The following is a 13824-nucleotide window of genomic DNA, read 5'->3' as shown; positions in this document are numbered from 1 at the left end:
GCTGTGTTCACGGTGAATTCCGCGAAGCACAGCCTTTAATGATGATACGGATAAGATGTATTTATTCACACAGATTCACACATGTCTAAATCATTACAATGCTTGTACAGCCTCAAGTGCAGCCTCGATGTGTCCTTTGACCCGAACTTTGGACCAATCCTTGATTAACATCCCCTCTTCATCAATCAGAAAAGTGGAGCGAACCATACCCATGTACTCCTTGCCATACATTTTCTTCAGCTGCCATACCCCGTATTGCTCGGCTACGACGTGCTCTTCATCCGATAACAAAGTGAAAGGCAGACCATACTTAGCAATAAACTTATCATGTTGTTTCATCGGATCGGTGCTGATTCCGAGAATGACGGTGTTCAGCCCCTCAAACTCAGCATGTCGATCCCGGAAATCACAAGCCTGTTGCGTACAGGACGAAGTCATATCCTTGGGGTAAAAATAAAGCAGCACCCGCTGTCCGCGGTAATCCGAAAGCTTCACCGGTTCTCCGGTACTTGACGGAAGCTCAAAATCCGGTGCCAATTCACCTACAGTTAACGTCATGTCAATTCCTCCCTAGTCTCCCCCATGAATTGTTATAGGGCGTTTATTATGATCCTGCTCCGCGATACCGCTTCACGCCATAATTCCACAGCAGCAAGCCCATGGAACCAAATACCAGTCCCATCACAGGTGTAAGGAGCGCCATGCGATGCATCTCGGACCTCTCCAGGAACAATGCTGCCGGATAGATGCCCACGAAGGCAAACGGAATGATCCAGGTCAACAGCACCTGAATGGCACGGTTGTAGATCGTTACCGGGTAACGCCCATACCCTTGGATGTTATACATCAATGGCAGGATACCTGTTGGCGCGTCTGAATAAAAGGACAACGAAGTCAGTGTCGTATAGATACCAGCATAGATCATGACTGAACTGAGTGCCAAAATAATCAATGCAGGGATATGCCACCACTCCAGCACCAAGCCCATCTCTGCGCCACTGAAGATCATGATGATCAAGCCGATAAACGAGCCCACGAGTGCAGGCGGGTCTACATTTTCAAGCAAGATCTGGAACAAATTATGTGCAGGGCGTGTCAGGATACGATCCATCTCGCCTTTGACGATGTACCGCTCGCTGAATCCCCACAGATTGATAAAACAACTGAAGATGCCATAGGGCACCATAAAATATCCATAAACAAAGAGGACTTCACTCTCACTCCAGCCGCCCAGGTTATCTGTATGACGGAAGACCACGAAAATAAAGATCAGGTTGGTGGCCTGGAACAGCAGATCCGATAGGATCTCCACCCAGAAGTCGGCACGGTACGTCAGGCGTGTTTTCATATAGTTTTTTAAATATTCCCAGATCAGACCCATATAGTACATTCCGTTATCCCCCTTGCACGAACAGACGCTTGCGCGCCTTACGCCAGATCAGTACCATCGGAAGCAGTAACACGGCAAACCAGAACACCTGAATACCGAGTACATTCCAGATGGCGGTACCTTCCACTCTTCCAGTGAACACGGAACCGGGCAGATACGTAATGGCCTGAAAAGGCAATACCTTCATCACCGCGGACATCCAGCCTGGATACAGGCTGATCGGGATGATTAGACCGGAGAACAGATCGACCACGACGCGTTTCATACGCATCATGCCTTCATTGTTTTCCACAAAGAATGCCGCCAGTCCCGTTATCACATTAATCTGGGAATTAATGAGGAAACTGAAGAACAGCATGACAAGAAAGCCAATCCAAGCGGATGGCGCCGTAGGCAGTTCAACCGGGAACAGCAAAATGGCAATGAGCATGCCCGGAATCATGAGCAGCAGGAAGCGGAAAATGCCTTCGCCAAGCCCCTGCATCATTTTGACCATAACGTAATTGATCGGCCTGATGAATTGAATCGCGATGGACCCATCCCTTATGTCTGCGGCAATCTCCCGGTCCAGGTTGTTAAAGTAAAACGCACGTGCCATCCAGGATACGGCGATATACGTGGTCATCTGAGCTGCCGTGAAGCCACCAAGTTCACCACTGCTACCGTAAATGGCTTGCCAGGTAAAGTAATACACGCCGATATTCAGCGTATATATCAAAATGCCGGAGTAATAATTCACCCGGTATGCCAGCATCGTTAAAAAACGGATGCGCATAAAATCAATAAATGCACTATTCATCTCAGGATACACCCACCGCTTCTTTCCCTGCTCCCACAATCTCGGGACGCTCGGCGGAACCGGATTGGTATATACTGCGCACAATCTCATCCGTGTTGATCTCGATAATCTGAATATCGGTAATATCGGCTTGTCCAACGACACGTCCGAGTACATCTGAAACGTTCAGTTCCAGCGGAATCCATACGGATGCGGACAATTCATTCTCAACTGTCCAACGTACAGGCAACGCCGCAGTCCATTCCTGCATCTGACTAATGTTGTGAGCTGAACCGAACTTGAAGCGGATCTCCCGTTCTTTGCCCCATTGGGACTTCAGATGATCCAGACCCCCATCATAAATGATGTTGCCTGCATCAAGCATGATGACCCGGGAACACAAGGCCTCAATGTCCTGCAAATCATGAGTTGTGAGCAAAATAGTCGTTCCATGCTCCTTGTTCATGTCTTTCAGGAAATCCCGAATCTCCGACTTCACGACAATATCCAAACCAATGGTTGGCTCGTCCAGGAAAACAATACTCGGGTTATGCAACAAGGCTGCCACCAACTCACAGCGCATGCGCTGACCGAGACTGAGCTTACGTACCGGACGGCTTAACAGGTCCTGCAGCTGCAGCCGCTCAACCAGTTCATCCAGCCGTTTGCGGAAATCGACCTCTCCGACACGATATACTTTGCGCAATAAATGGAAGGATTCGATAACGCCAATATCCCACCACAGTTGACTGCGCTGACCAAAAACAACACCAATATTCTGTACAAATTTCTCACGTTCCTGATACGGAACATATCCACCAACCGATATTTGCCCTGAAGTAGGCACCAAAATGCCGGTCAACATCTTGATTGTTGTTGATTTACCGGCACCGTTCTCCCCAATATATCCGCATATTTCGCCCTGCGGAATCTGAAATGAAATATCATTTACAGCCAATACCTCCTGGTATTGACGTGCAAACAGGTCTTGGAATGCGCCCTTCAGCCCACCTCGGCTTTTCTGGACGCTAAACGACTTGCGCAAATCTTTGACATCAATCGCCAGCATGATTATACCTCACTTGGATTTTGTTGAAATTGCTTGTAGCCCAAAAAGAAATTATAATGGTATCAGTCAAAATTCAGCAATACCCGAACTCGTTTTTTATTTCATCTCAAATACAAAGGAGAGCTAGCATGACCAGAAAGACGAAGAGAACCATCTGGATTTCTCTTGCCGCCTTCGTGTTAATAGTCGGAGGAGCAGCGGCATACTATTTCGGTTCTATTCTCAATCAGTTGGACGGTTTGGCAAAGGACGGTGACGATTCACCCTTCGCAGGTATCGAAAATGTGGAGAAAGTAAATACGCCTGACCCACCAAAATGGGAAGGCACGGAAACGGTAAACATTCTCGTTATGGGTGTCGACGCACGTGGATTGAAAAAAGGTGAAGTTCCCCGCTCCGACAGCATGATGGTCGTATCGCTTGACCCTCTTACCAAAAAAATTAATCTGTTCTCCATTCTGCGCGACACTTACGTCGATATTGACGGGTATGGCAAGGAGCGGATCAACACAGCCATCACCCATGGCCCTAACGCAGCGATGCAAGCTGCCGGTGACCTGCTTGGCATTCCTGTACAGTATTATGTGTATACGGATTTCCAAGGATTCATCAAATTGGTGGATGCCGTTGGCGGTGTTGATTTTGATGTGGAGAAGGACATGCACTATACAAGTAAAGCAGACAATAACGAATACGATATTGATCTCAAAAAAGGGTATCAGCATCTGGATGGTGAGACAGCTCTCATGTACGTTCGTTTCCGTCATGATGCGATGTCGGATTTCGCTCGTTCCGAGCGTCAGCGTGAATTGCTGAAAGCTGTAACGGCAAAAATGCAGTCTACGACAACCATCGCCAAGCTGCCTGCCATTCTGGAACAGGTCAATCCGTATGTAGATACGAATCTGACGCTTTCCGATATGTGGAAGCTCGGTGGACTTGGATACCAAAGCAGCATGAATGGCAGTGAACAGATTCCGCCCATGAACCTGTTGAAAGAAGAACGTACAGCAGGTGGAGCACAAGTATTGACGGTTACGAATGAAGAGAAACTGAAGCAGCATATTCAGGATATTATTCATCCACCTGCTACAACGGATGATAGTACGACCAGCACCGAAGATAAAACAGCCAGTGGTGACGATCAAAAGTCAGAGCAACCGGCTCAGTAATGTAAACATGCAGAGGGCAGCCATTACGCTGCCCTCTCGTTGTGCCCGGCTATATCTTTATGAGAAAATCATCATATCTTTCTGTAGCTTGTACCTTTATTATATTTTGAATTACGAAAGGAAGTTATCTTATGAAACCATCACGTTCCCGTTCCGAACTCCTATACGCAGAAGCACTTGAACATATTGTTGGGGGTGTTAACAGCCCTTCACGCTCGTTCAAAGCCGTTGGTGGTGGTGCACCTGTATTTATGAAAAAAGCCCAAGGCGCCCACTTCTGGGATGTCGATGACAACCGTTATATTGATTATCTGGCCGCTTACGGTCCGATTGTTACAGGACATGCCCACCCGCATATTACGCAGGCCATTACGGAAGCAGCAGCAAATGGCGTGCTATACGGTACCCCGACTGAACTTGAGATCAAACTCGCCAAAATGCTGAAGGAAGCTATTCCTTCCATGGATAAAGTTCGTTTTGTAAACTCCGGTACGGAAGCCGTTATGACCACGATTCGGGTCGCTCGTGCCTACACCAAACGCAACAAGATCGTAAAATTTGCCGGATGTTACCATGGTCACTCCGATCTGGTGCTTGTAGCTGCCGGTTCAGGCCCGTCCACGCTCGGAATTCCCGACAGTGCCGGAGTTCCAGCCAGTATTGCACAAGAAGTCATTACTGTGCCTTACAATGATCTGGATGGCCTGAAAGATGCTTTGGAGCGCTGGGGTGATGATGTTGCCGCGGTCATGGTTGAGCCGATCGTTGGTAACTTCGGTATGGTTATGCCGGAGCCTGGCTTCCTGGAAGGCCTCTGTGCCATGACACGCGCTAACGGATCACTGGTTATCTATGACGAGGTTATTACGGCTTTCCGTTTCCATTACGGTTCTACACAGACGTACGCCGGACTCGATAATCATGCGGAGATTGAACCGGATCTGACGGCTCTTGGTAAAATTATTGGTGGCGGCCTGCCAATCGGTGCTTACGGCGGACGCAAACACGTTATGGAGCAGGTTGCTCCGCTTGGACCGGCTTATCAAGCGGGAACAATGGCTGGTAACCCTGCATCCATCTCAGCTGGTATCGCATGTCTGGAGGTCCTGCAAGGCGCAGGTGTATATGAAGAGATGGAACGTCTTGCTATCGACCTGACAGCAGGCCTGCAAGCTTCTGCTGACCGTCATGGCATTGATCTAACGATTAACCGGATTCGTGGTGCATTCTCCACCCACTTCTGTGACCACCCCGTTACGAACTACGATCATGCTCAAGACACGGATGGAGAGCTGTTTGCTTCCTTCTTCCGTCATATGCTGAACCGTGGCATTAACCTCGCTCCGTCCAAATATGAAGCCTGGTTCCTGACCACTGCTCATACAGACGACGATGTTCAAGCTACATTGGAAGCCGCGGAAGCTTCCTTCAAGGCGATGGCTCAGGAATAAATCGGATTATGTCCATCTACAATGTAGCGTACAAGCTGTATGGTTGATGGATAACAACTCATTGAAAAGGCGTCCAACAAGTGATCAACTTGTGTGGACGCCTTTTGTTTTTTACGGACGTTATTTACGGACAACATTTCGATTCTTCACGTTATTTCTGCCTGATCTGCAGTTTCAAAATCTCCTCCCGGATCTTCTGTATCCCTTCTTCGATTCGCTGCTTGGGCACATTGGAGATGTTTAATCGCAGCATTTGATCCTGATGCACCTGATATGTTCCCTCCGGATAGTACCGTTCTGTCGTATCGACGATGACTCCGTGCTTTTGGAGCCGGGACACCAGAACACGAAGCGGCACATCACCCGCCAAAGGCAGTACGGTATGCTCCCCTCCTGTACGAGGGGCGTCCTTAAATGGTGTAAAGTCTGGATACGTATCCAGTTGCTCATGCATCGTGTGCATCCGGGCAGCATAGCGGTTACGAATCACTTTTCTGTGATGAGCAAACATTCCACTGTGCACATAGATCTCCAAAGCAGCTTGAGACAGAACGGACGTGTCGATATCGAGCATTTTTTTGTAAGCACCAAACGATTGAATTAGAGGTGAGGGCAGAACTGCTACACCAATACGCAGGCCTGGAAACAGAATTTTGGAGTAACTCTTCAGATAGATGACCCGACCTTCGGTATCATAGGACCATAATGGGTCCTGTTTCGTGTTGTCCTCCAGATCGGCCAAGTAATCGTCTTCCACCAGATATACATCGTACCGCTGTGCTAGCCGGATCAGTTTCTTTTTCTCAGCAACAGTTAACGATGTGCCAATTGGATTGTGAAACCGCGGCATGACATAGAAAAACTTAATATCTCCCTCAGCGAACTGACGTTCAAGTGATGCCCAGTCCAGTCCATCCAGGGCACGTCTCACACCGGCAATCGGCACATTCAATCCACTCAGTAGCGAGGGCATATTGTGATACGTCGGTAGTTCCACCAATACTTTTCTCTTTCCATTGGGAAAAGGCATCAATGCAAGTACAGCCAATGCCTGCTGCACACCTGATGTGATAAAGAACTGCTCTGTTCTCGCAAACACCTGATAATCCGCAAACTGCTTCTGCAACAGCAGAATAAGCGAAGGTAATCCCTGATCTGTGCCGTACATGAATAGCTCTGCCTGCTTCTTTTCCATCGCCTGATCCACACAATGACGAAAGTCTGCATACGGGAACACCCGTGGATCGGGAGCAGCTGAAGCGAAGTCCAGCGCTCCCTGCCAGTCCATGTCCTGAGCACCTGTCCCATTCTGTACGGCATAATAGCCGGATTGAGGTATGGCGTACACCAAGTGCCGTTGCTCCAGCCACTCATATGCTCGAATCGCTGTACTTACACTGCATTGATATTGTTCTGCTACAACTCGAACTGCTGGCAGTCGAATGCCCTTATCCGCCCACTGGCGACGATCCTGCTGCTGCATCTGTTCCTGAATCCATTGCTTTAACGCTTCGGCAATCACTTCGTATTTTCTCAATGCACCCATCCCTCTCCAACAACTGTACCGATACAGTTCAACCTTTTATCTATTGTAGCACGATGCACCCGGCAGTATATTGAATAAGGCCAGCACATGCCTCGAACCTGACATATTTCAGGATAATAAAAGATAAAACGCTATGACTACTGTATTGGAGGAGCATTCATGAACACAACACACACTCGGGGATACGCTTATATCGCAGCTATTCTATACGCGGCTATTATAGGTCTATCTTTTCTATTTGTTAAAATGACCGTCACTGTTGCACATCCGATTGATGTACTTGCACACCGATTCGCCCTGTCGCTGATCGTTGTCAGCATTCCTGTCATTTTTGGCTGGATCAAAATCCGACTGAGCCTTCGTGATCTGTGGCGAATTATTCCGCTGGGGCTACTATCTCCCGTATTATTTTTTGCCTTTCAAGCCTTTGGGCTCGTATCTTCCAACTCATCGGAAGCCGGTATTATTCAGGCTATGGCCCCTGTATTCACACTCGTTCTCGCTTCAGTTTTCCTGAAGGAACGCACATCCACGATGCAGAAGCTGTTCCTGCTTCTGTCTGTCGTTGGAGTAGTTTTTATTTTCATGATGCAAGGAAATGGCATGTCTGTGGGTAACCTGAAGGGCATTGCATTATTGCTGCTATCCACAGTCTGTTTTGCAGGGTATGGTGTGCTTGCAAGACCATTAACCCAGAAGTACAAACCAATGGAACTAACATGGGTCACACTGATGGTTGGCTGTATTGTGTTTAACGCTGCTTCCCTGATCCGACATGCGTCCAGCGGTTCCATGATGGACTACATCAAACCACTTGGAGATGCATCCTATCTGGGTGCACTCGCTTATCTGGCGATACTATCCACCATGATCTCCACCCTGCTCGCGAGCTATGCCCTGACTCATCTGGAGGCTTCCCAAATGAGTGTATTCAGCAATCTGTCCACGCTCATCTCCATCGTAGGGGGCGCATGGATACTGCATGAACCAGTGGGTAGCTACCACTATATTGGTGCATTGTTGATTATCGCTGGTGTGCTTGGCACCAATATGAGCGGTCGCAAACATAGGCTGGTCAGTGGAATCAAAGCGTGATATAATTCTGGAAATTGTAAACATTTGTTATCCGCGATGATGAAGAGAAGTACATATGTCAGGATGCTACAGAGAGCCGGCGGCTGGTGGGAGTCGGTGCATCGGATATGTGGAAATGGGCTTCGGAGTTCCAAGTTGAACAAAGTCTGTATCCTTTCCTAGGAATACACACTTTCAGTAGGCAAGGCGGCATGTCCAGCCGTTATCCATGGACAGGATATCGATAGGCATGGAAGCTCATAAAAGAGCTCCTGGTAGATACCTCATCCGTATCCCTCAAGTGGGCCGCAACAGAGCGGCCAATGAAGGTGGCACCGCGAGGCACAAGCTTCGTCCTTTATTCTGTTCCCAACCGGGGAATGGGATAAAAGACGAAGCTTTTTTGATTTTTTTGCAGGCTGAAAGGAGGTGATGGTCGTGGAAGACGGCTGGTGGCGACAGCTCAATGTTGAAAAATCACAAAACCAAAGGAGAATAAACCATGAACAAAAACAAGGATATTATTTTGACAGGAGATCGGACTACCGGACAACTTCATCTCGGCCATTACGTAGGCAGCCTGCACAGTCGGGTACAATTGCAGGAAGAGTACAAAACCTATATTTTACTGGCAGATGTTCAGGCACTCACCACCCACTATGATCAACCTAGCCTGATTGCAGATAGTGTTTATCAAGTCACGCTTGATTACCTTGCCGTAGGCATTGATCCGAACAAAGCTACCCTGTTCATTCAATCCATGATTCCGGAAATTGCGGAATTGACTGTGATCTTCTCCATGTTTGTTACCGTCAATACACTCCGGCATAATCCGACCATCAAGAGCGAAGCACGTGATCGCGGATATACCGACCTGTACTACGGATTTCTTGGATATCCGGTCAGTCAGGCTGCTGATATTGCATTCTGTAAAGCCACCCTTGTTCCGGCAGGGGAAGATCAGATTCCTCACATTGAGACAGCACGAAAATTGGTTCGCCGGTTCAACGAGTTATACGCTCCCATTCTCCCCTAACCCCGCATTTTGACCGGAGAGCGGCTTGGAGGACTGGATGGCGTTGGTAAGATGAGCAAAAGCATGGGGAATGCGATCTCATTAAATGCAAGTCCTGAAGATGTAAAAGCAAAATTGATCAAGGCCAAGACTGATCCTGCCCGCATCCATCGTTCTGATCCAGGTCACCCGGATATCTGCCCTGTTTTTGCCTATCATCAGCTTTTCCGCAAGGAGAACGCAGACGAAATACATGCCAGTTGCAGTCAGGGGCGGATTGGATGCAAAGATTGTAAACAGATCGCAGGTGAAGCCATCAATGATCTGCTTGCTCCTTTTCGCGAACGACGGAATTATTATGAACAGCGTGATGATCAAGTGAAAGAGATTCTTATTGAGGGGACACGACAGGCCAGGAAAGCGGCCCGGGAAACGATGTTAGAGGTAAGAGAAGCCATGGGTATTCGTTATTTTGACTGACAGTATGAAGCGCTCCAATCACGTTAACACTGCTGAGGACAGTCTATTGGGAAAAGGGGACCCCTCAGCATGAAACGAACACAGCCTTCTTTTTTACAAGCTATGATGTTGATCATGTTGTCCGTTGGCTTGATCAGCCATGTTCTGATTATTCCTGCCCTTTTGGCTGCAGCCAAAAGGGATTCTTGGATTTCCGTCCTGCTATCAGCCGGACCATTTCTCGTATTTGCGCTAATGCTCGCTTATGTCTCTCGTTTCCTCCAGCATCAAACCCTGCATGAATGGCTGACATCCCGTCTCGGCAAACCCATCGGCATGTTCTTTCGAATTGGGAACAGTCTCTTTTTTCTATGCGTCATCTATTTCACCCTGCACGAGACCACCACATGGGCCAAAACGAACTATCTGACAGAGACACCAATATTGGTAACCAGCATTGCCTTGATGTCACTCTGTGCCTACGCTGCGTATAAAGGTATTCGCTCGCTGGCATTTACGGCAGGATTGATCCTTCCACTGGTGGTATTGCTGGGCTTCTATGTTGCTATCGTGAATACCCAATATAAGGATTACAGTCGGCTGTTGCCTGTGCTTGAACATGGTTGGCACCCCGTTCTTAAAGGCATGGTTTACAGTCTTTCAGGCATGTTTGAACTACTGTTCATCTGGTACATTCAGCCTCATCTCACCAAACGTATACGTGTATGGCAGTATCTATTGCTCGCAATCATTATTGTGGGACTGACTTTCGGCCCACTCATTGGGGCGATTGTGGAATTCAATCCTTTTGAGGCTGCCAAAATGCGATATCCCGCCTTTGAAGAATGGCGTATTGCCTCCTTGGGCAAATACATTGCCCAAACCGACTTCTTTTCTATCTACCAGTGGCTCGCCGGGTCGTTCACTCGAATTAGTCTGGCCATGTATATTGTAGTAGAAATATGGAATATTAAGAATTCTACCAGAAGGCTCATCAGTTGTATCTCGTTAGGTGTCTTCTTTATTCTAACCATGTTGTTCCCTCTGGATGATATGACCTTGGAAAACCTTCTGGTCGAATACATATTCCCGTTCAATCTCGTGTATCTGAGCGGACTTGCGATTATAGCAACGACAGTTGCCTTTATCCATTCACGCCATCAGAGGAGGAAACATCATGGAGCATCAAGCGATTGACACCACGTCCCATGAAACACTGCTTGCCTCTTTGAAAGAGCAGTTCAATCCATGTGCAGATGTAGTAATTCAGACTTTTCCTGTTAAAGACGAATCCGATCAGCCCGTGATTCTGCTGTATTGCGACGGTCTCGTCGACGGTAAACAAATTAACCAATTTATTATTCCCCGTCTGGAACAGCATTCCCTGATCATTGAGGAATCACATCCGAAAGAACTGGGATTAACATTAAATCCACTGGATGACCTCACAGATACTAATAAGCTTAATATGTTGATATTTAGTGGACAGCTACTGATTATTTTCGGTAACGGTGTACAGTCCTGCAGTCTGGATATTGCTGATATCCCGGGACGCAGTCCAGAAGAATCAGCCATTGAGACATCAGTTAAAGGGCCGCGCGATGGATTTACCGAAGAACTCACCACGAACGTTGCCCTTATTCGCAAACGAATGAAAACCTCTTCGATGTGTTATGAGAAGTACGTCAAAGGCGGTCGTACCCAGACAGCCATTGGCCTTTTATATGTAAAAGATATTATCAATCCAGACATTCTGAAAGAAGCACGACATAATCTGGATCAGATTGAGATTGATGGCATTCTGGGTACCTCGATCATGGAAAGGGCTGTAATGGGAGGCGTTCGGAGTATCTTTCCGCTCACAGATAATACCGAGCGTCCTGATTTTGTTGTTGATTCCTTGTTAAATGGACGTTTTGCCGTTCTCATTGATGGTTCTCCTGTAGCGGTCATCGCCCCAACTACACTTTTCAATCAGTTGAAATCTCCGGAAGACGAAAGTACACCTTTTTTCATCGTTACCTTTGAACGAATCTTGCGCATATCCGGACTGCTGATTGCCTGTTTCTTCCCAGCCTTCTATATCGGCTTGACCAGTTTCAATGTGGAACAGATCCCGCTGCCTCTTTTGGCTACGATTGCTGGTACTCGGATGGGCCTGCCCATGCCAGTGACGCTGGAAGCATTTCTGATGATTTTTATGTTCGAGCTATTTAACGAAGCCGGTCGCAGGTTGCCCCGTGCATTAGGCCAGACCGTGAGTGTGGTAGGCGGACTTATCATTGGGGATGCGGCTATTCGCGCAGGGATTACATCTCCCACCATCATAGTCACGGTAGCGATCTCAGTTATCTCCAGCTATATTCTCGTGAACACCGTGCTGAGCGGGGCTACTGCCCATATCCGGATCTGGATGCTTCTCATCTCATCCGTCCTTGGATTATTCGGATTTATGATTGGACTATTCGCCCTGTTGGTGCACCTCGTATCCTTGGAGTGTTATGGCGTATCCTATCTGGCTCCCGTATCTCCCTACATTCCAGGAGACTTCACTCAGGCCGTATCGATGCCGCCTTCCATGAAAAGAACCAAGCGTCCAGCAGCACTTCACACCCAAGATTCCACTCGTCGGAGAAAAGGGCCATGATCAGATGCACGTCCATGATTGGCCTACTTGTGGGGTGCTTGATCCTGCTAACGGGGTGCTGGGATTCCAAAGAGGTGCAAAGTATTAACTTCATCACGGCCATAGGAATAGATTATGTAGACAACCAGTACATTGCTTATGCCCAACTGATTGACTTCTCCAGTATTGCAAAACAGGAAACGCCAACTTCCCGGGAGACAAGGGATATCTGGACTGGACGTGGCGAAGGTACAACTCTGAGCATGGCTATTAACGACTTGTATGAAACGTCACAGCAGCAAACGCTCTGGACTCATGTTAAAGCTATTGTTATATCCAAAAAAGCGTTAGATGGTCGACTGGAGGATATCTTTAATACACTTCTTCATTCAGGTCAACTAAGATATACACCCTGGATCTACGCTACAGAGCATAGCATTCCGGATATACTCTCTCCCTCTGCATTGTTGAACCAATCCGCTCAAACCATTGAGTTATTTGAGCCCATGAGGCTATACAAACAGCATTCCGGTTACGAACCTATCCGGCTTCACCAACTTCTCGATGGACTACGGGAGCCGGCTTCCGTCGTTCTTTTACCCTCGGTTTCAACGAGGAACGAGACCTGGTTCAACGGCGATAAAACTCCACCCCTTGTTAGAATGGATGGGTTTTATGTCATTTCCAAAGGCACAAGTCAGGGTAGAGTTGCAGGAGCAGACGCAGATGGCACACGATACGTAAATTACGAGAGCGTACCCCAGTACCCACTATACGTATACGGGAATGGTGGAAAAACTCCTGATTTAACCCTGATGCTTCGTCATCCCAAGACGAGAATCACCGCGAGAAAACAAGGAGATAGCGTCACATTCGATCTAGTTACCTCAGTCAAAAGTTCCATCACCGAAGATCATGGGGCTCCTCGGTCTCCACATGCCATGGAACTGGAAGCGGAGAAACAAATCGAATCCCAAATCCGAGATACGTTCGAAAAAACCAAGTCACGCAAGATCGATTCATACGGTCTGGTGGAACATCTCTATCGCCACAATTTTCCATTATGGCAACAAGAGGTCTCCCAACGTGCTGATCCCCTCGAGCGTTTCAAGCTCGGCAAAGTAGAGGTCCATGTGGATATCCTTAATGCGAGCACGTATAAATACAGTAAGTGATTGTAATGAAAGAAGACCCGTACACCTGCATTACATGCAAGGCTACGGGTCTTCTTTTTTGGCTTGCAT

11 protein-coding genes, 1 pseudogene and 1 other annotated feature are annotated in these 13824 nt (G+C 47.7%); of the genes and pseudogenes, 7 read left to right on the top strand and 5 right to left on the bottom strand.

The features are described from left to right. Positions 1-93 precede the first annotated feature (93 nt). Genes bcp through NYE45_RS03535 form a run of 4 tightly spaced genes read right to left on the bottom strand, consistent with a single transcriptional unit; the run spans position 94 to position 3237 of the window. The gene (bcp, locus tag NYE45_RS03550; protein ID WP_340015602.1) at positions 94-558 is read right to left on the bottom strand and encodes a thioredoxin-dependent thiol peroxidase; all 465 of its coding nucleotides are present in this window, start codon (positions 556-558) and stop codon (positions 94-96) included. 46 nt (positions 559-604) lie between these two features. After that, a complete protein-coding gene (locus tag NYE45_RS03545) occupies positions 605-1390 on the bottom strand; it encodes an ABC-2 family transporter protein (protein ID WP_253429966.1) in 786 nt (261 codons plus the stop codon). Between the two features lie 4 nt (positions 1391-1394). Next, on the bottom strand, positions 1395-2189 hold the full coding sequence (locus NYE45_RS03540) for an ABC-2 family transporter protein (RefSeq protein WP_062837592.1): 795 nt from the start codon (positions 2187-2189) through the stop codon (positions 1395-1397). 1 nt (position 2190) lies between these two features. Next, complete coding sequence (locus NYE45_RS03535; protein WP_036614079.1) at positions 2191-3237, bottom strand: ABC transporter ATP-binding protein; 1047 nt, start codon at positions 3235-3237, stop codon at positions 2191-2193. A gap of 128 nt (positions 3238-3365) precedes the next feature. Here NYE45_RS03535 and NYE45_RS03530 point away from each other — a divergent pair, with 128 nt between their 5' ends. Together NYE45_RS03530 and NYE45_RS03525 are read left to right on the top strand one after the other, a co-directional pair. After that, positions 3366-4409 carry an LCP family protein gene (locus tag NYE45_RS03530; RefSeq protein WP_076333834.1) on the top strand — a complete coding sequence of 348 codons (1044 nt, stop codon included), beginning with the start codon at positions 3366-3368 and terminating at the stop codon, positions 4407-4409. Between the two features lie 131 nt (positions 4410-4540). Beyond that, positions 4541-5860, top strand: coding sequence for a glutamate-1-semialdehyde 2,1-aminomutase (locus tag NYE45_RS03525; RefSeq protein ID WP_340015601.1), 1320 nt, complete (start codon positions 4541-4543; stop codon positions 5858-5860). A gap of 151 nt (positions 5861-6011) precedes the next feature. Here the strand turns inward: NYE45_RS03525 and NYE45_RS03520 are convergent, their stop codons facing one another. Beyond that, positions 6012-7406: a PLP-dependent aminotransferase family protein gene (locus NYE45_RS03520; protein WP_340015600.1), complete on the bottom strand. Its 1395-nt coding sequence runs from the start codon at positions 7404-7406 to the stop codon at positions 6012-6014. A 159-nt stretch (positions 7407-7565) separates the two neighbouring features. Between NYE45_RS03520 and NYE45_RS03515 the strand changes: the two genes are divergently transcribed. The 5 genes and pseudogenes from NYE45_RS03515 to NYE45_RS03495 all read left to right on the top strand — a co-directional run bounded on the left by NYE45_RS03515 (position 7566) and on the right by NYE45_RS03495 (position 13755). Beyond that, positions 7566-8501, top strand: a complete 936-nt coding sequence (locus tag NYE45_RS03515) for a DMT family transporter (protein ID WP_340015599.1) — start codon at positions 7566-7568, stop codon at positions 8499-8501. A 27-nt stretch (positions 8502-8528) separates the two neighbouring features. Continuing rightward, positions 8529-8842, top strand: a binding site (T-box leader). Positions 8843-8982: 140 nt separating this feature from the next. After that, positions 8983-9975, top strand: a pseudogene (gene trpS / locus NYE45_RS03510) (tryptophan--tRNA ligase). A 69-nt stretch (positions 9976-10044) separates the two neighbouring features. Beyond that, on the top strand, positions 10045-11151 hold the full coding sequence (locus NYE45_RS03505; RefSeq protein WP_340015597.1) for an endospore germination permease: 1107 nt from the start codon (positions 10045-10047) through the stop codon (positions 11149-11151). Then, positions 11132-12601, top strand: coding sequence for a spore germination protein (locus NYE45_RS03500; RefSeq protein WP_340015596.1), 1470 nt, complete (start codon positions 11132-11134; stop codon positions 12599-12601). The genes NYE45_RS03505 and NYE45_RS03500 overlap by 20 nt, the downstream gene beginning before the upstream one ends. Next, a complete protein-coding gene (locus NYE45_RS03495; protein ID WP_340015595.1) occupies positions 12598-13755 on the top strand; it encodes a Ger(x)C family spore germination protein in 1158 nt (385 codons plus the stop codon). The genes NYE45_RS03500 and NYE45_RS03495 overlap by 4 nt, the downstream gene beginning before the upstream one ends. Positions 13756-13824: the final 69 nt, after the last annotated feature.

The organism is Paenibacillus sp. FSL K6-1318, from assembly GCF_037976905.1.
GTDB classification, from domain to species: domain Bacteria; phylum Bacillota; class Bacilli; order Paenibacillales; family Paenibacillaceae; genus Paenibacillus; species Paenibacillus amylolyticus_A.
This window is presented reverse-complemented; position numbering and strand designations above follow the sequence as displayed.

Excerpts from the sequence above, each read along its gene's own strand:
- bcp (WP_340015602.1), bottom strand. The coding sequence starts at position 558 with ATGACGTTAACTGTAGGTGAATTGGCACCGGATTTTGAGCTTCCGTCA.
- NYE45_RS03545 (WP_253429966.1), bottom strand. The coding sequence starts at position 1,390 with ATGTACTATATGGGTCTGATCTGGGAATATTTAAAAAACTATATGAAA.
- NYE45_RS03540 (WP_062837592.1), bottom strand. The coding sequence starts at position 2,189 with ATGAATAGTGCATTTATTGATTTTATGCGCATCCGTTTTTTAACGATG.
- NYE45_RS03535 (WP_036614079.1), bottom strand. The coding sequence starts at position 3,237 with ATGCTGGCGATTGATGTCAAAGATTTGCGCAAGTCGTTTAGCGTCCAG.
- NYE45_RS03530 (WP_076333834.1), top strand. The coding sequence starts at position 3,366 with ATGACCAGAAAGACGAAGAGAACCATCTGGATTTCTCTTGCCGCCTTC.
- NYE45_RS03525 (WP_340015601.1), top strand. The coding sequence starts at position 4,541 with ATGAAACCATCACGTTCCCGTTCCGAACTCCTATACGCAGAAGCACTT.
- NYE45_RS03520 (WP_340015600.1), bottom strand. The coding sequence starts at position 7,406 with ATGGGTGCATTGAGAAAATACGAAGTGATTGCCGAAGCGTTAAAGCAA.
- NYE45_RS03515 (WP_340015599.1), top strand. The coding sequence starts at position 7,566 with ATGAACACAACACACACTCGGGGATACGCTTATATCGCAGCTATTCTA.
- NYE45_RS03505 (WP_340015597.1), top strand. The coding sequence starts at position 10,045 with ATGAAACGAACACAGCCTTCTTTTTTACAAGCTATGATGTTGATCATG.
- NYE45_RS03500 (WP_340015596.1), top strand. The coding sequence starts at position 11,132 with ATGGAGCATCAAGCGATTGACACCACGTCCCATGAAACACTGCTTGCC.
- NYE45_RS03495 (WP_340015595.1), top strand. The coding sequence starts at position 12,598 with ATGATCAGATGCACGTCCATGATTGGCCTACTTGTGGGGTGCTTGATC.